The sequence below is a fragment of the Pseudomonas sp. 3A(2025) genome (assembly GCF_054589175.1).
The window spans coordinates 9429-26424 of record NZ_BAAILM010000036.1; the positions used below are offsets into that span (position 1 = coordinate 9429).

13 protein-coding genes are annotated in these 16996 nt (G+C 62.9%); 6 read left to right on the forward strand and 7 right to left on the reverse strand.

Annotated features, from left to right (window positions below; genetic code table 11):
* Window positions 1-2698: non-ribosomal peptide synthetase (locus ACYP2A_RS15525; RefSeq protein ID WP_459746292.1), on the reverse strand; the 2698-nt coding region annotated here is incomplete at its 3' end.
* Between the two features lie 230 nt (window positions 2699-2928).
* Between ACYP2A_RS15525 and ACYP2A_RS15530 the strand changes: the two genes are divergently transcribed.
* Window positions 2929-3708: a helix-turn-helix transcriptional regulator gene (locus ACYP2A_RS15530; protein WP_459746294.1), complete on the forward strand. Its 780-nt coding sequence runs from the start codon at window positions 2929-2931 to the stop codon at window positions 3706-3708.
* Window positions 3705-5102 carry an efflux transporter outer membrane subunit gene (locus ACYP2A_RS15535; RefSeq protein WP_459746296.1) on the forward strand — a complete coding sequence of 466 codons (1398 nt, stop codon included), beginning with the start codon at window positions 3705-3707 and terminating at the stop codon, window positions 5100-5102. Before ACYP2A_RS15530 ends, ACYP2A_RS15535 begins: the two co-directional genes overlap by 4 nt.
* Before the next feature lie 113 nt (window positions 5103-5215).
* Here the strand turns inward: ACYP2A_RS15535 and ACYP2A_RS15540 are convergent, their stop codons facing one another.
* Both ACYP2A_RS15540 and ACYP2A_RS15545 read right to left on the reverse strand, forming a co-directional pair.
* Window positions 5216-5608, reverse strand: coding sequence for a DUF1294 domain-containing protein (locus tag ACYP2A_RS15540; RefSeq protein WP_459746299.1), 393 nt, complete (start codon window positions 5606-5608; stop codon window positions 5216-5218).
* Window positions 5608-6438: an undecaprenyl-diphosphate phosphatase gene (locus tag ACYP2A_RS15545; protein ID WP_459746301.1), complete on the reverse strand. Its 831-nt coding sequence runs from the start codon at window positions 6436-6438 to the stop codon at window positions 5608-5610. The genes ACYP2A_RS15540 and ACYP2A_RS15545 overlap by 1 nt, the downstream gene beginning before the upstream one ends.
* Window positions 6439-6819: 381 nt before the next feature.
* On the opposite strand from ACYP2A_RS15545, the gene pnuC reads away from it, so the two are divergent.
* Window positions 6820-7383, forward strand: coding sequence for a nicotinamide riboside transporter PnuC (gene pnuC, locus ACYP2A_RS15550; protein WP_459746303.1), 564 nt, complete (start codon window positions 6820-6822; stop codon window positions 7381-7383).
* Entirely contained in the window at window positions 7380-7913 is a 534-nt protein-coding gene (locus ACYP2A_RS15555; RefSeq protein ID WP_459746337.1) for an AAA family ATPase, read from the forward strand. The genes pnuC and ACYP2A_RS15555 overlap by 4 nt, the downstream gene beginning before the upstream one ends.
* On the opposite strand, the gene ACYP2A_RS15560 is transcribed toward ACYP2A_RS15555, so the two are convergent.
* Complete coding sequence (locus tag ACYP2A_RS15560) at window positions 7906-9231, reverse strand: sigma-54 dependent transcriptional regulator (RefSeq protein ID WP_459746306.1); 1326 nt, start codon at window positions 9229-9231, stop codon at window positions 7906-7908. The genes ACYP2A_RS15555 and ACYP2A_RS15560 overlap by 8 nt on opposite strands.
* Window positions 9232-9608: 377 nt before the next feature.
* On the opposite strand from ACYP2A_RS15560, the gene ACYP2A_RS15565 reads away from it, so the two are divergent.
* Both ACYP2A_RS15565 and ACYP2A_RS15570 read left to right on the forward strand, forming a co-directional pair.
* Complete coding sequence (locus tag ACYP2A_RS15565) at window positions 9609-9875, forward strand: hypothetical protein (RefSeq protein ID WP_459746307.1); 267 nt, start codon at window positions 9609-9611, stop codon at window positions 9873-9875.
* A 204-nt stretch (window positions 9876-10079) separates the two neighbouring features.
* The gene (locus ACYP2A_RS15570; protein WP_459746310.1) at window positions 10080-11258 is read left to right on the forward strand and encodes an AAA family ATPase; all 1179 of its coding nucleotides are present in this window, start codon (window positions 10080-10082) and stop codon (window positions 11256-11258) included.
* A gap of 287 nt (window positions 11259-11545) precedes the next feature.
* On the opposite strand, the gene ACYP2A_RS15575 is transcribed toward ACYP2A_RS15570, so the two are convergent.
* From ACYP2A_RS15575 to cobN, 3 genes are read right to left on the reverse strand one after another with little or no spacing between them, the layout of a single operon-like run.
* Complete coding sequence (locus ACYP2A_RS15575) at window positions 11546-12166, reverse strand: vWA domain-containing protein (protein ID WP_459746339.1); 621 nt, start codon at window positions 12164-12166, stop codon at window positions 11546-11548.
* Window positions 12167-12219: 53 nt separating this feature from the next.
* The gene (locus ACYP2A_RS15580) at window positions 12220-13224 is read right to left on the reverse strand and encodes an ATP-binding protein (RefSeq protein WP_459746312.1); all 1005 of its coding nucleotides are present in this window, start codon (window positions 13222-13224) and stop codon (window positions 12220-12222) included.
* A gap of 5 nt (window positions 13225-13229) precedes the next feature.
* Entirely contained in the window at window positions 13230-16994 is a 3765-nt protein-coding gene (gene cobN / locus ACYP2A_RS15585) for a cobaltochelatase subunit CobN (RefSeq protein WP_459746314.1), read from the reverse strand.
* Window positions 16995-16996: the final 2 nt, after the last annotated feature.

Sequence of the window (16996 nt, forward strand, 5' to 3'; positions counted from 1 at the left end):
CGACGCGCACGCCACGAATCTTGACCTGATCGTCGTTGCGGCCCAGGTAGTCGAGCGTGCCGTCGGCCAGCCAGCGCACCAGGTCGCCGGTTTTGTACATCCGGGCGTTGGGCTGCGGGCTGAATGGGTCTTGCAGAAAGCGTTCGGCGGTCAGGTCGGGGCGGTTCAGGTAACCACGGGCGACGCCGGCCCCGCCGATGTACAGTTCGCCGGTGACGCCGATGGGTACCGGCTGTTGCTGTTCGTCGAGCACATAGGCCTTGGCATTGGCCATGGGTTTGCCGATGTGCAGCGGTTGACCGGCGAGCATCAGGCCGGAGGTGGCGACAACGGTGGTTTCGGTGGGGCCGTAGTTATTCACCACTTCGAAGCGCTGGTTATGCGAAAACTGGCGCAGGCGGTCGCCGCCGATCAGCAGGGTGCGCAGGGTCGGGTGTGGCGTGGCGTGGTTGAAGGCGTATTCGGCGATGGGCGTGGGCAGGAAGCTGACGTCCAGCGGCTGGGCGCGCCACCAGGCCAGCAAGGTATCGATGTCTTGCGCGCCTTCGTGGGTGGGCGCCAGGTGCAGGGTGGCACCGCTGCACAGGGCTGGCCAGATTTCCCAGGCGGTGGCGTCGAAGCCGAAACCGGCGAGGTTTGATGTATGGCTACCGGGGTTGAGGTTAAAGGCTTGGCAATGCCAGTCGACCAGATTCGACAAGGTTTGATGCTCGACCATAACGCCTTTGGGTTGGCCGGTGGAGCCGGAGGTGTAGATGACGTAGGCCAGTGCATTCGCCTTGCTGCTGCATAACCTGTAGGAGGCAGCTCTGCTGGCGATTGCCGATAGAGCAGACGCAGCAGATGTGTTGCTCTTGCTGGCCTCATCGCGAGCAGAGCTCCCTCCTACAAGAACCGCGCCATCAGCAAAAGCGGCGTCCAGGTCAATAACCGGCACCGCCAATTCGGGCAAGCGGTCACGCAATGCGCTGACCGTCAACACCACTTTCGGCGCGCTGTCCTTCAATAAGTACTCGATCCGCTCTGCCGGATGCGCCGGATCAATCGGCACATACCCTGCCCCCGCCTTCAAAACGCCCAATAACCCCACCAGCGTTTCCAGACCGCGCCGGGCGACGATGGCGATACGGTCGTCCGCCTGCACGCCCAGCCCGGTCAACTGCTGCGCCAGCCCATCGGCCTGCCGGTTCAGCTCGGCATAGGTCAACGACTGGCCCTGGTAGATCGCCGCCACGGCATCCGGTCGTGCATGCGCCTGTTGTTCGACCCGCTGGTGAATCGTCAGCCCTTGCGGGTAATCGGCATGGGTCTGGTTCCATGCATCGATCTGCGCGCGTTCAGCCGGCGTGCTCAGGCTGAACTGCGCCACTTGTCGTTCAGGGTGCTCCAGTGCCTGTTCCAGCACATGCACCAGCCGGTCCGCCAGCGCCTGGACCTCGTCGGCCTGGAAATACGCTTCGTTGTAGACGAAATGAATCCAGGCCTTGTCGTTGTAGCGGTTGCTGCGCAGGTGAATGGCCAGCGGCGTCGGTTCGTGGCGGTTGGAGACCTTGACCGTGTGCGCCAGTGCCTCGCCATAGCGGTAGTCGTGGTCGTCCTGCTCCCAGGACACCGACACTTCGAACAATTGCGTGCGGTCTTCGCGCAGCAGGCCCAGGGCGCGGTTCAGCTCGCTGAGCGGCAGGCGCTGGTGACGAAAGTCCTGGCGCAGTTCGTCGCGCACGCCGCGCAACAGTTCGGCAAAGCTCAACCGGCGCCCGAATCGCAGGCACACCGCGCTGACCTGGGCGAACAGGCCCAGCGTGGATTTGAAGCGCGCCCCGGCACGGTTGAGGATCGGCAGGCCCACCACCCATTCATCACGCTGCGCCGTGCCGCTGAAATACACATGCAGCGCCGCCAGCAGCACCTGAAAAGCCGAGGCCTGATGCTCGCGGGCCACGTGCTGCATGCGTGCGTGCAGGTCGCTGGAAAACGGCTGCACCAGGGTCTGGCTGGGCGTGGCGCTGTCTGCGGCTGCGCGATAGCGCGGGGTCAACAGCGGATCGGGGATACTGGCGTATTTGTTCAGCCACCAGGCGCGGTCCTGGGCGTGGCGCGCCGAATCCTGATAACGCATGTCGTCGTTAATGAATTCGCTATAAGACGGTGCCGCCGCCGGGGCCGGCTGGCCGGCGCTCAGGGCGCTGTAGATCTCGCCCAGCGACTTGAGCATCTGGCCGAAGCCCCAGCCATCGAGAATCAGGTGGTGGGCCTGGGTGGCGAGAAAATGTCGCCGGGTATCGAGACGGATCAGAAAGAAGCGAAACAGCGGGCCGTCGTGCAGTACATAACAGCGGCGCATCTGTTCCTGAATCAGCGCTTGCGCTGCGCTTTCGGGCTCATCGAGCGATGAGCAATCGTAGTGTGGCACGTTCACTGCCATGCTGGCGGCGAAGGTCTGCAGCGGCAAACCGTCAGCGCCTGCACCGGGCAGCAGTACGGTGCGCAAGGCATCGTGACGTTGCACCAGTTGCTCCACCGCACGCTGCAACAGCGCTGCATCCAGCGCGCCGTCGAGCTCCACGTAGCCGCCGATGTTGTAAAGCGGCGAGTCGCCACGGCTCAGTTGGTCGAGCCAGATATCGCGCTGGGCGCAGCTCAAGGGGAAGGTAGCGGTTGTGACAGCGGCAGGCACGGCAGCGCAAGGGAGGTTCATAAGGTCCGTCTCATATGATTCTGCGCCGGATTTAAGCACCGCCCTCAAGCACTGCATGCCCCAAGAAACCCGGACAGCGGCCCTGTTCTTAAGAAAAGGCGACTGAGTTCGTCTGAAAAGGTGTAGCAGCGTGTCCCGGTTTTCCACTACAGACGCAAGACAAATGCCTGGGCTTAAATCTGCACCAAAATGGGATTCAGGCAGCGCAAGACTTCAAGGATGATAAACAGATGAACCTCACTGACCGCATTCGGGATGTACACAGCCCGCAGTTTTACCTGCAACTGGGTGAGCTGATTTCCAGCACCGGCAGCGAGGCTTTTGCCGCCAGCATGTTCCGCCTGATCGACCCGTTGGTACCGATCAAATCGCTGGAGCTCAGTGAATGGGTTCTCGATGAACGTCAGGCCTGCGGCGTCATGCAGATCAACCCCTTAGGCCGCGCGGGTGCGACTTCGGCGGTTATCGACCGCCAGGAGCAACTGCTGCTGGACAATATGCTGGACATGGACGATTCGCTGCTGATCCAGTTGCGCGCGCCCGTGCAGCATCGCCCGCAGTACGACAGTGCCCACCAGTGCAGCCTGGTATCGCGTAACGGCAATCGACGTTGCGTCATTTCGTTGTACCGCACGCCAACGCAGCGGCTGTTTTCCCTGACGGAGTCGTCGTTTTTAAAGAGTCTGTCCGACACCTTGCTGCCGCTGATCGAGCGCCATGCGCAGGTCGACCGCCAGGCCACGGCGCGCAAGCCCGGCTTGTCGCTGCGAAAACAGCAAGCATTGCCGCTGCATCAGGCGTTTACCGAACGCCTGGCCCTGGACGAAATCACCCTGTCGGCGCGTGAGCAGGAAGTGTGCCTGGGCCTGTTGACCGGCGGCACGGTGCCGCAGATGGCGGAAAAACTGAAGGTCAAGAACAGTTCGGTCGAAACCTACCTCAAGCGTGCCGCCGCCAAGCTGGGCGTCAGTGGCCGGCATGGCCTGGCCAAGTGGATGGCCGGCGTATGAAGCCGTTGCCGCTGGTGTTACTGCTGGCCAGCCTGAGCGGCTGTTCGCTGATTCCCGAGTACCAGCGCCCGCCCTCGCCCAGCCCCGATCAGTACCCGCAAGGTCAGGCTTACCCGGCCCAACAGGCGGCGGCTAGCGCGACGAGCGATTGGCAGAGTTTTTTTCATGACCCGCAGTTGCGCGGCCTGATCGAGCAGGCGCTGGTCAATAATCGCGACCTGCGCGTGGCCGTGTTGAATGTTCAGGCGTTTCAGGCGCAATACCGGATTCAGCGCGCCGACCTGCTGCCCGTGCTGTCGGCCAATGCCACCCAATCGCGCCAGCGGTTGCCGGCCAGCCTGACCGGCACCGGGGAGTCCGCGATCAGCAACAGCGCATCGGCCACGCTGGGCATCAGCGCCTGGGAGCTGGACGCTTTTGGCCGGGTACGCAGCCTGACCGAGCAGGCATTGCTGACCTGGCAGGCCAACCAGCAGGCGCAGCAGGCAGTGCAATTGAGTCTGGTGGCCAATGTCAGCCGCGCTTACCTGACCTGGCGCGCCGATCAGGCCTTGCTGGAGGTAACCCGCCAGACACTGAGTGCCGACGAAGACACCCTGCGCCTGACCATCCGCAGCCGCGAGGCGGGCCGGCAATCGGCGCTGGAACAGGCCCAGGCGCGCACCCGCGTTGACGCCAGCCGCGCCAACCTGGCGCGCTATCAGCGTCAGGTGGCCCAGGACTTGAACAACCTGAGCCTTCTGGTTGGCGTGGCGGTGCCCGGCAGTGAGCCGGTGCTGGGCCTGGACAGCGATTTGATCGCGCAATTACCCGCCGGGTTGCCGTCGGACCTGCTGCAACGCCGCCCGGACATTCTGCAGGCCGAATACCAGCTACAGGCCGCCAACGCCAATATCGGCGCAGCCAGGGCGGCGTTTTTTCCCAGTATCAGCCTGACCGCCAACGCCGGCACCTCCAGCACCGAGCTGGCCGGGTTGTTCAAGGGCGGCTCGGGAAGCTGGACGTTTCAGCCGCAGATCAACCTGCCGATTTTCAATGCCGGCAGCCTCAGGGCCAGTCTGGATTACGCCAGGCTGCAAAAAGACATCACCGTCGCGCAGTACGAAAAATCGATCCAGACCGCCTTTCAGGAAGTGGCCGACGGCTTGGCGGCGCGCCAGACCTACCAGAGTCAGTTGCAGGCGCAACGCGATCTGGTCAAGGCCTCGCAGGATTATTACCGCCTGGCCGAACAGCGCTATAGCAATGGCGTGGACAGCAGTCTGGTGTTTCTCGACGCCAAGCGCTCGCTGTACAGCGCGCAGGAGGCGTTGATCGGCGACCGGCTGGCGCAGTGGGTGGCAGAGGTGGATTTGTATGCGGCGCTGGGCGGCGGCTGGGACGTGACGCGCTAAATGGCGGACTCGTATTCAGAGCCATGCGCAGAACCCGTAGGACCGACCGGGCGGCGCTCCGCTTCAGTCGGGAAGCAGGCACCGCATAACGGCTTTCCCGGCTAAAGCCAGTCCTACGAGCCCATACCGGTCCACCCCGATAACTGCCGCCCCAGAAACAGCCAGTCGACCCAGAAGATCTGGTGCACGATCACGATCAGCCAGAACACCATCTGATACGACAGCTTGCGGGTCTTGTGCCGGAACAATTGCTGGGCGAGCAAGGCACCCGGCCAGCCGCCCAGCAGTTCGATGCCGTGCAGCAGGTTTTCAGGGGTGCGCTGGCCGCCCTGCCCGGCCTGGCGTTTGTCGTGCCGGTACACCAGCAGCGCCAGCAGGCTGGGCAACAGGTAAACCAGCACGGCCATGCGAATGCCCTGCTCTTGCCACAGGCTGAACAGCCCGGCCAGCGGCAAGCCGCACAACGCCAGCCAGATCAGCAGTTTTAGCCGTGGCGCGCGGACCATCAGCCTTGCGCCGTGGACCAGTCGACCCAGCCGAACAGCCAGGTGGCCAGAATCAACAGGCCGAAGGCGATGCGGTACCAGGCGAACAGTGCATAGCTGTGGCTGGCAATGAATTTCAGCAAGCCGCGCACGGCGATCATGGCGAAGATAAACGACACCACAAAGCCCACGGCAAACACCGAGAAATCTTCTGGCTGGAACAGGTGGCGGTACTTGTAGCCCGAGTACACCGCCGCACCGACCATGGTCGGCATTGCCAGAAAGAACGAAAACTCGGTGGCCGCCTTGCGCGACAGGCCAAACAGCAGACCGCCAATAATCGTCGAGCCGGAACGCGAAGTGCCCGGAATCATCGCCAGGCACTGAGCGAAACCGATTTTCAGGGCGTCTTTCCAGGTCATGTCATCGACCTGCTCGACCTTGACCACATGCTCGCGACGCTCGGCCCAGAGCATGATGATGCCGCCGATCACCAGCGCCACGGCCACGGTGATGGGGTTGAACAGGTAATGGTGAATCCAGTCGGCAAACAGCACACCCAGCACTACGGCAGGCAAAAACGCCAACAGCAGGTTGCCGGTAAAACGCTGCGCCTGACGCTGACGCGGCAAGCCCACCACCACTTCGAAGATCTTGCTGCGAAACTCCCAGACCACGGCCAGAATCGCGCCGAGCTGAATAATGATGTTGAACGCCATGGCCCGTTCGCCACCGAAGCCGATCAGGTCGGCGACGATAATCTGGTGACCGGTACTCGAAATCGGCAAAAACTCCGTCAACCCTTCCACAATGCCCAGTATCAACGCCTGGACAGCGACCCATGCATCCATCATTCCCCCATACGGCGCGGCCATCGGCGCGCCGGTCAGTCTTGGGCACCTCTAAAAACTACCTGCGTTGTCATCGCTGCGTTAAAAACAGGCTCGTGCGCGAGTCCGATCAGAATGCTCATTGACAACCAGTCAACTCCGCTTCCTCGCCTGTTTTTGCCTTGCGCTGACTGCCTCGCCTACGTTTTTAGAGACGCCCTTGTGGTTGGTGTAGCGACAAGCGAAAGAAATACCTTCCGCGAAGGGCGCAAATGCTAGCAGACCCACAGGTGGCGCGCCTGTCTGTTGCCTGTATGAGCACATGCAACATGGGCTCCCGGTGTGAGGCATATGCGCTTACAATCGCCGCCCACTCGACTTTCCCTTCATTCAGGAGCCCGCATGTCAGGGATTGAACTGTTCGCTGCCGCACTGGGTGTGCTCGCGGTCTGGCTGACTGTCAGGCAAAACCCGTTGTGCTGGCCGATCGGCCTGGTCATGGTGCTGATCTATACCTGGATTTTCTTCGATGTGAAGCTTTACTCGGACATGCTCCTGCAGGTGGTCTATGCGGTGCTGCAGGTGTATGGCTGGTGGCAATGGACACGTCATGGGTCGAATTTACCGGCACGTGCCGTGACCACGCTGCACAGCGGCTCGGTACTCGGCGGCCTGGCGATCGGGGCGCTGGTCAGTGTGGCGCTGGGCGCCGGTATGGCGCACTTCACCGATGCCGCCCAGCCATGGCTGGATGCGGCGCTGACCGGTTTCAGCCTGGTGGCGCAAGTGTGGATGGCGCAAAAGCGCCTGCAATGCTGGCCGTTGTGGATCGTGCTGGATGTGGTTTTCGTCGGGCTGTTCCTTTATAAAGCGCTGTACCTGACCGCCGCGTTGTATGCGCTGTTTACCCTGCTGGCCATTCAAGGCTGGCGCGAATGGCGCATCGCGCTGGTGCCGGCGCGATGAAAGTGTTGGTGCTGGCAGGTCCCGAATCCAGCGGTAAAAGCTGGCTGGCCAATGAAACGCGCAACCGCTTCGGCGGTGTGCTGGTCGGCGAATACGTGCGCTATTTCATCGACGAGCAATGCCGCGACACCACCTATGCCGACATCACCCCCATCGCCCAGGGGCAACTGGCCTGGGAAGATGCCGCACGCGCCAGCGCCCCGGAGCTGGTGATTCTCGACACCCACCTGCTCAGCAACATGCTCTGGAGCCGCGCGCTGTTCGGCGATTGCCCGGCCTGGCTGGAAGAGCAACTGCTGGCCCGGCATTACGACCTGCATGTGTTATTGAGCCCTGAAGGTGTGAACTGGACTCAGGATGGCCAGCGCTGCCAGCCTGACCTTGCGGACCGCCTGGCGTTTTTTACCGACAGCCGCGACTGGCTGCAGGCTCATCAGCAGCCTTTTCAAGTGGTCGGCGGTGACTGGGATGAACGGCTTGAGACAGTCATGCACGCGGTGGCGAAGTTGCTGGGCAAGGCCATCATCTGATCTGGTGTTTATGCAATAACCGATAGAACGTCGGCCGGGAAATACCCAACACCTTGGCAGCCACACTGAGATTGTCGCTGTGTCGGGTCAGCACATCGCACAATGCCTGGCGTTCGGCGCGGGATTTGTATTCGTCCAGGGTGCTCATACTGCTGGCCATCTCTTCCTCGCCCAATAGCCCAAGATCACTGGCTTCTATCTGGCGGCCTTCGGCGAGCACCAGTCCGCGGCGTACCCGGTTGGCCAGCTCACGCACATTGCCGGGCCAGTCGTGCTTGCCCATGGCGATCAGGGCATCCTGGCTGAAATTTCGCGCACGGCGCCCGGTTTCCTGACTGTAGAAGTGAGCAAAATGGTTGGCCAGCATCGCCAGATCACCATGCCGCTCGCGCAGTGGCGCGGTGCCGACCTGCAAGACATTGAGACGGTAATACAGGTCTTCGCGAAAACGCTTCTTGCGAATTGCCGCTTCCAGATCGACATGAGTGGCCGCCAGCATGCGTACATCCACCGGGATCGGCTCGCTGCCACCGATTCGCTCAATCTGCCGGTCCTGAAGAAAGCGCAACAGATGCCCTTGCGCTTCCAGTGGCAGGTCGCCGATTTCGTCGAGAAACAACGTCCCGCCATCGGCCGCTTCGATCCTGCCGATACGCCGCTCTTGCGCGCCGTTGAAGGCGCCCTGCTCATAACCGAACAGCTCGGCATGAATCAGGTGCTCGGCAATCGCCCCGCAATGCACCACCACAAACGGTTTGTTACGCCGTTGCGACTGATTATGCAGGGTGCGGGCGACCAGTTCCTTGCCGGTGCCGCGCTCGCCGCGGATCAACACCGGCGATTCGGTGGGCGCCAGCTTGCCCAGTAAACGGCGCAGCTCGCGGATCGGGCGGCTTTCGCCAAGCATTTCCTGATCCGAGGCCGACACATGCTGCGCCCCTTGGGCACGCAGACGGGCCATGCCGTAGGCACGGCCCAACGTGACCTGCATGCGCGCTACATCGAAGGGTAAGGTATGAAAGTCGAAAAACCACTCGCAGACAAAATCGCCAATCTTTTCACGGCGCAAATCGTCGGGGGTCAGCACTGCAATCCATTCAGTGTTGCTGCGGGTAATCAGCTCGCGAACCATTTCGGGGTGCTCGAAATGATAGGGCATCAGACGAATCAGACCGACATCACACCCCAGGTTAAGCGCCGATTCCAGCGAACTGCTGTCCACGTCCCAGCCAGCGGCGTGCAGGACAGGGATCAGTTGGTGACAATCGTCACAGGGGTCAACAATCAAAAGACGTCGCGAGGGGGCCGTTTCGGGCATGAGGGTTCCTTGGCGCACGGCGGCGATGCGATTGGTCTAAAAACTATTTATAAACAGCGTGTTGGCGCTTACGAATGTTACGTTAGCAAATATTTGACACATCCTTTGTACCGTTTGCGACTAAGCCCTATAACCAGATTTACACCAGCGTTACAGCACACGTTGAATCCACGGCAGCGGCTGCCGGAAAGCCGCCTGAAAGGGCAATAAAGTTGCGTAAGATTACGACAATGGGACAGCACCATAAAAAATCTGAAAATTATCAAGCAGGTGTGTGACTCCTTGTTCAGCCATAGCATCAACCTAAATAACCAGCCGGACGGTATGCCCGCCGACGAGACTGTACTGGACTGAATGGGCACTTTGAGGAAATGACCATGAACGCCCCACTGCGCTTCAACGATGCACTGCTGATTGCCGGTAAAGCTTTCCATCCCTTCCAGTGTGTGGCCTGGGCCCCACAGGACGGCAATGGCGAACTGAGCCTGACAGTGCTCGACCGCTTCAGCGCACGTATTGGCCGCCAGCAACTTCCACGCGGCACTTACTCGGACCCGGTGCAACTGGCCAATGCCTTGCAACAGGCCCGCGAAGAACTAAGCCGCGACGGCTACAGCCTTCAGCCGTGGACCATGCCGGCCTGAAAGTTTTAATAAGCCGGTGAATGAAAGTGGCTCTTTTCAAGAGTCACTTCATTAATTATCGCGCCGGATCACTGTGTGTTTTTCACTGTCCGATGAAAAACCCTGTCATGCGTACCGCCCCTAAAAGACTGGATAAACCCCCAGCCCTTCTTGTACCGTTGTTCCTCCTGCCGCCTACCCCCGCCAGGTACAAGGAGCTCCACCTTGCTGCATACCCTCGCTGTCGAAAATTATCGTTCCCTCCATGACATGCAGCTTGCGCTGGGCCGGCTGACCGTCGTCACCGGGGCCAATGGCAGTGGTAAATCCAATCTGTACCGCGCACTCAGGCTGCTGGCCGAGACGGCTCAGGAAGGCGTGGTGCAGGGTATCGCCCGCGAGGGTGGCCTGGACTCGTGCTTCTGGGCGGGACCCGAGCAGATATCGGCGGCAGTCTTGCGCGGCGAGCAGCCGGTGCAAGGTTTGCACAGGCGCAAGCCGCAGCGCATGCGCCTGGGGTTTGCCGGCGAGCATTTCAGCTATGCACTGAGCCTTGGGCTGCCGGAGCCCGACGCAGGTGAAGCACGTAATCGTCCCTCGCTGTTCGGGCGCGACCCGCAAATCAAGCGCGAGGTGATCTGGGCAGGCCCGGTGTACCGGCCGGCCAGTGTCCTGGTCGAACGCAAAGGGCCGAGCGTACGCATGCGCGACCAGCGAGAGTGGCGCACGCTGACCACGCGCCTGCCGGACTTTTACAGCCTGTTCGATACCGGCGGCACGATCGACTGCCCGGAGATCGAAACCCTGCGCAACAGCGTACGCGACTGGCGCTTTTATGATCACTTCCGTACCGACGCCACAGCCCCGGCGCGTCAGCCGCAGATCGGCACTCGCACGCCGGTCTTGCACCATAGCGGCCGCGACCTTGCCGCCGCCTTGCAGACCATCCGCGAAATCGGCGACCCGCAAGCACTGGATGCCGCCATCGACGATGCCTTTCCGGGCTCGACCATGCACATTACTGTGCGCGACGGGCTGTTCGGCCTGGCCTTGCAGCAACCGGGCATGCTGCGGCCTTTGCTGGTCAGCGAGTTGTCCGATGGCACGCTGCGTTATCTGTTGCTGGTCGCCGCCCTGCTTACCCCACGCCCGCCAGCCTTGATGGTACTGAACGAACCGGAAAGCAGCCTGCACCCGGATTTGCTGCCAGCATTGGCACGTTTGATCAGCCAGGCGGCGAGCCGGGGTCAGGTGTGGGTGGTGTCGCACTCGAGCCGGCTGGTGGCAGCGCTGGAGCAATCGCCGGATTGCGTGAGTGTGGTGCTGGAAAAGCAATTGGGGCAGACGCAGGTGCAGGGGCAGCAAGGGCTGCTGGATGGACCGGCGTGGCAGTGGCCGGCGTAAACCTTTATTACGCCGCAAACTACGTTCGTAGGAGATCACCCGACGCCACGGCGCCGCGCCGTCGCGCAGCAAACCCGGGACCTGTAGGAGGCAGCTTTGCTGGCGATCGGCTGCGCAGCAGTCGTAGATTTGCAGCGTTTAAGAAATTTCTGTGAGCGCTTTGCGCTCAATCGCCAGCAGAGACGGATCGCCGCCCGCTCCCTCCTACAGGTTGTTTTTAATTTAATAAAATCAATAACTTATTTTATTTTTGATGAGAGTGGCTTTAGTCTGGGCGGCATAGCCGATTACCGACCCAACAGGGTTTCCAGCGTTTCGACGTGCCGGTAATCGACCCCCAACCCATTCGCCAAGGCCTTCGCCCTGCCCAGCCTGATCGGTCCGGTTTCGATATCGATCAGCAAACCGGGGCACTCGAATACCGGTAAGGCCGGCATTTGCGCCAGACGGCCATCGGTCAGCACCAAAACGCGCTGCTGTTCATCGGGATGACGCTTGCGGCGCTGCGCTAGCCATTGCGCCGCTTGCTGCAATGCTTCACCCAGCGGAGTGCCGCCGCCAGCACCCAGGCTTTCGAGCCAGGGTTGCAGGGCGCGGCTGGCTTTGAGGCCCTGATGCTGCCAGCGCGGCTGGCTGCCGCTGGCGGTGAGCAGCGCCAGGCGGGCGCGGCGGCGGTAGGCGTCGTCAAAGGTTTGTGCGAGTACGCCTTTAGCCAGGCTCAAGCCCTGGTTGCGGCGGGTTGAGGCGGAGGCGTCGACGATCACCAGCAGCAATTCCAGCGGGCGCTGGCTACGTGGCTGGCGAACCAGGTCGCGCGCCTGTTTGGGCCGGCCGCGCAGCAAGGTGGGCAACCAGGCGATCTGGCCGTCCTGCCCGGCGCGTGCGGCGCCCAGTCGGCCGCCGGCCAGTTTGCCTTTGCGGGGGCTGGCATCCGCCCCCTTGGCTGGACGGGGGCGGATGCTTAAGGCTTTTTTGGCCAGCTCGGCACCTGGCGACGCTGGGCGGTGGCGACGCTTTGCGCCGGCAGCTCGCCCCAACTGCCCTGCCCCTCGTTTTGATTACTGGGCTGTTGTGCAGAAGGTGGGGAAGACTGTTCAGGCGCGCTTGATTTCGGGGTGGTATTACTTCGACGATGACGCAGCGCGAACTCGGCCACAGCGTCGATATCTTCCGGGGTGATTTCTTCGGCGCCGCGCCAGGCCGCATGGGCACGGGCGGCGCGCAGCCAGACCAGGTCGGCACGCAGGCCGTCGACTCCGGCGGCGAAGCAGCGTTCGTTGATCAGAACCAGGCTGGCGTCATCCAGCGGGATGCTCGCCAGACGTTGCCGGGCCTGGGTGCAACGCTGTTGCAGGGCCTGTTGCGCCGGCTGCCATTGCGCGATAAACGCCTGCGGGTCGCTGTCGAAGGCCAGACGGCGGCGAATGATCTGCCCACGCTCGGCGGGCAGTGTCTGGCCGCTGAGGGCGACATTGAGGCCGAAGCGGTCGAGCAGTTGCGGGCGCAGCTCGCCCTCCTCCGGGTTCATGGTGCCGATCAGGATGAAACGTGCCGCATGGCGATGGGAGATGCCGTCGCGCTCGACCAGATTGGTGCCGCTGGCGGCAACATCGAGCAGCAGGTCGACCAGGTGATCGGCCAGCAGGTTGACCTCGTCGACATACAGCACGCCGCCATCGGCCCTGGCCAGTACGCCGGGAGAGAATTTCGCCTTGCCCTCGCCCAGCGCTGCTTCCAGGTCGAGGGTGCCGACCAGCCGCTCTTCACTGGCGCCCAGCGGCAAGGTGACGAAGGCTGCGCCTTCGAGCAGGTCGGCAAGACCTCGGGCCAGAGTCGACTTGGCCATGCCGCGCGGGCCTTCGATCAGCACGCCACCGATCTTCGGGTCGATGGCGGTCAGGCACAGCGCCAGCTTGAGTTCGTCGGCGCCAACCACGGCGGCCAAAGGAAAATGCACAGTGCTCACGGTGTTCAATTCTCTTCTATGTCCAGCAACAGGGTTTCCAGCGCTTCGCGGTACTCGCCGGGTTCTTGCCACAGGCCGCGCTGCTGGGCTTCGAGCAGGCGCTCGGTCATGTCGCGCAGGGCGTCGGGGTTGTGCTGCTGGATGAAATCGCGGGTGTCGGCGTCCAGCAGATAGGCGTCGGCGAGCAACGCATATTGATGGTCGTCGATCAGTTCGGTGGTGGCATCGAAACCAAACAGGAAGTCCACGGTGGCGGCCATCTCAAACGCGCCTTTATAGCCGTGACGCTTGACCCCTTCGATCCACTTGGGATTGGCCGCACGCGAACGAATCACCCGGTTCAGCTCTTCTTTGAGCGTACGGATTTTCGGCAGGTCGGGCTGGCTGTGGTCGCCGTGGTAGCTGGCGGTTTGCTCGCCGCGCAAGGTGTCGGCGGCTGCGAGCATGCCGCCCTGAAACTGGTAGTAATCGTTGGAGTCGAGCAGGTCATGCTCGCGGTTGTCCTGGTTTTGCAGCACCGCCTGCACGTTAGACAGGCGCTGGGCGAAGTTCTGCCGGGCCGGTGTGCCGTCGTCGCTGCCGCCGTAGGCGTAGCCGCCCCAATTGAGGTAGACCTCGGCGAGGTCTTCACGGGTTTGCCACAGGCGGCCATCGACGGCGCCTTGCACACCGGCGCCATAGGCACCCGGCTTGGCACCGAAGATGCGCCAGCCGGCCTGCCGCCGGGCGTCTTCTTCACTGACGCCTTTGGCTTGCAACTCCAGGCGTTCCTGGCGCACACGGGCGGCCAGCGGATTGAGATCGTCCGGCTCATCGAGTGCTGCGACGGCTTGCACGGCGGCATCGAACAGCCGGATCAGGCTGGCAAAGGCATCACGAAAGAAGCCCGACACGCGCAGGGTCACGTCGACCCGTGGGCGGTCGAGAATGCTCACCGGCAAAATCTCGAAGTCGTCGACCCGCTGGCTGCCGGTGGCCCATACCGGGCGCACACCCATGAGCGCCATGGCCTGGGCGATGTCGTCGCCGCCGGTGCGCATGGTGGCGGTGCCCCACACCGACAGGCCGAGCTGGCGCAAATGGTCGCCATGGTCTTGCAGATGACGCTCCAGCAGCAGGCTGGTCGACTGAAAGCCGATACGCCAGGCGGTCGGCGTTGGCAGGTTGCGCACATCGACGCTAAAGAAATTGCGCCCGGTGGGCAGCACGTCCAGCCGCCCGCGACTGGGCGCGCCGCTAGGGCCGGCGGGCACGAACTTGCCGGCCAGGGCATCGAGCAAGCCCTGCATTTCGGCCGGGCCGCAAGCGTCGAGGCGTGGCGCGACCAGTTCGCGCAGGTGCTCGATGATCAGGTGCAGGTCTTCATGTGCGGGCAAATCGGCGAGGCTTTCACCGGCGGTGACGCGCTCGATCAGTTGCGCGGCATACAGCTCCAGCCGTTCACGGCTGTCGCCCAGGGTGCGCCACGGCTCGCGACTGATCGCTTGCAACACGGCAGGCCGGGCATGGCTGCACGGTTCGGCCAGTGCGCAGTCCAGCGGGTCGAAGTCCAGCGCGAAGGCTTTGGCCAGCGCACGCAGCAGGCTGGAACGCGGGCCACGGCCGTCGCCACGCGGGATGCGCAGCAGCGCCAGCAAGGTGTCGGTGCGCAAGCGTCCGCTCGGCGACTCGCCGAACACGTGCAGGCCATCGCGAATCTGCGATTCCTTGAGGTCGCACAGGTAAGTGTCCAGGCGCGGCAGCCACACGGCGGCATCGGCGTCGGCATTCAGCGAGGCGTCCAGTTGCAGCTCCTGGTCGAGCCGGGTATCGCGCACGCGCTGGAGAATCTCGCGTTGCAGCTCGCGGGCGCGGCGTGGGTCGAGCAGTTGCGCTTCGTAATATTCGTCGGCCAGCAGCTCGAGGTCGCGCAGCGGCCCGTAGGTTTCGGCGCGGGTCAGCGGCGGCATCAGGTGGTCGATGATGACAGCCTGGGTACGGCGCTTGGCCTGGGCGCCCTCGCCCGGGTCGTTGACGATAAACGGATAGATATTCGGCAGCGGCCCAAGGATCGCATCCGGCCAGCACTCGGCCGACAGCCCCACGCCCTTGCCCGGCAACCACTCCAGATTGCCGTGTTTACCGACATGGATCACCGCCTGGGCGCCATAGGCACGACGCAGCCAGAAATAAAACGCCAGGTAGCCATGGGGTGGTATTAAATCGGGATCGTGATACACCGCACTGGGGTCGACCTGATAACCGCGCGCCGGCTGGATGCCGACAAAGGTCAGGCCGAAGCGCAGGCCGGCGACCATCATCCGCCCGCCACGGCACATCGGGTCGGCTGCAGGCTGGCCCCAGCGCTGGATCACCGCCTCTTGATTAGTAGCCGGCAGCATGGCAAACGCAGCCAGATACTCGTCCATCGCCAGGCTTTGCTGGCAAGGCCGCAGGTCGAGGGTTTCCAGATCGTTGGTAACCCCGCCCAGCAGTTGCTGGATCAGCGCCGTGCCGCTGTCGGGCAGACCTTCGACCGGGTAGCCCTGCTCTTGCATAGCTTGCAGGATATTCAGCGCCGCTGCCGGCGTGTCCAGGCCGACACCGTTGCCGATGCGCCCGTCGCGGGTCGGGTAATTGGCCAGGATCAGCGCCACGCGCTTGTCGGCGTTATCACGCCGCGCCAGCTCGATCCAGTTGCGCGCCAGTTGCGCGACAAAATCCATGCGCTCGGGCTGCGCGCGGTAGCAGACCACATCGGACTGGCTGCGCTCGCTGCGCCAGGCGAGATCCTTGAAGCTGATCGGCCGGCTGATGATGCGCCCGTCCAGTTCCGGCAGCGCAATGTGCATGGCCAGATCGCGGGCGCCCAGGCCCAGCTCGCTGGCCTGCCAGGCCGGCTCGTTGTCTTGCGCGCAAATGGCCTGAATCACCGGAATGTTGCGCCGGAACGGGCGCATGTGCGGCGCTTCGGGGCTCGATTGCGCAAACCCTGTGGTATTGAGAATCAGCCCAGCGCCCGCCTCGTCCAGCCAGTCCTCGACCACGGTCAGGCAACCAGGCTCTTTGAGGCTGGCAACGGCAATCGGTAGCGGATTGAGGCCCTGTGCCTGCAAACGCTGGCAAAACACATCGATAAACGTGGTGTTGGCTGCTTGCAGGTGCGAACGATAGAACAGCAAGGCCGCCACCGGCGCGTCATCAATCCAGTCGGCTTGCCAATCGGCCAGCCCGGCGCGGGTCTTGTGCGGATGATAGATGGCGGTGCGTGGCAAGGCCTGCGGCTCGTGCCATGAATAATCGCGTGCCAGCCACTGGCTGGCCATGCAGTTGAACAGGTTCAAGGCGTTATCCAGCCCACCCTGACGCAGGTATTGCCAGAGCCGGTCGCGCTGATCGGCGGGCACGGTGCTGAAATCGGACAATTCAGGGTCCGGGCGATCATCGCCCGGCACCAGAATCACCTGCACGCCGCGCGCGGCCAGTTCCAGCAGGCGCTGCACGCCGTAGCGCCAGTAGCCGATGCCGCCGTGCAGCGAAATCAGGATGACCCGCGCATGTTGCAGCACCTCTTCGACATACAGGTCGACCGAGGCGTGGTTCTGCACTTGCATCGGGTTGGCCAGGCGCAGGCTCGGGTAATCATCGGGCAGTTGCTGCGCCGCCTCGGCCAGCAAGGCCAGGCTGGAGTCGCCGCTGCAGAGAATCACCAGCTCGGCGGGGGTTTGCCCGAGGTCGGCGATGCTGTCGTCCGGTACGAAACCACCGGGCTGGGTTCTCAGCAGGTGCATGG

Bases quoted from the DNA above. Each gene is read 5' to 3' on its own strand.
- ACYP2A_RS15530 (WP_459746294.1), top strand. From the start codon at position 2,929: ATGAACCTCACTGACCGCATTCGGGATGTACACAGCCCGCAGTTTTAC.
- ACYP2A_RS15535 (WP_459746296.1), top strand. From the start codon at position 3,705: ATGAAGCCGTTGCCGCTGGTGTTACTGCTGGCCAGCCTGAGCGGCTGT.
- ACYP2A_RS15540 (WP_459746299.1), bottom strand. From the start codon at position 5,608: ATGGTCCGCGCGCCACGGCTAAAACTGCTGATCTGGCTGGCGTTGTGC.
- ACYP2A_RS15545 (WP_459746301.1), bottom strand. From the start codon at position 6,438: ATGGATGCATGGGTCGCTGTCCAGGCGTTGATACTGGGCATTGTGGAA.
- pnuC (WP_459746303.1), top strand. From the start codon at position 6,820: ATGTCAGGGATTGAACTGTTCGCTGCCGCACTGGGTGTGCTCGCGGTC.
- ACYP2A_RS15555 (WP_459746337.1), top strand. From the start codon at position 7,380: ATGAAAGTGTTGGTGCTGGCAGGTCCCGAATCCAGCGGTAAAAGCTGG.
- ACYP2A_RS15560 (WP_459746306.1), bottom strand. From the start codon at position 9,231: ATGCCCGAAACGGCCCCCTCGCGACGTCTTTTGATTGTTGACCCCTGT.
- ACYP2A_RS15565 (WP_459746307.1), top strand. From the start codon at position 9,609: ATGAACGCCCCACTGCGCTTCAACGATGCACTGCTGATTGCCGGTAAA.
- cobN (WP_459746314.1), bottom strand. From the start codon at position 16,994: ATGCACCTGCTGAGAACCCAGCCCGGTGGTTTCGTACCGGACGACAGC.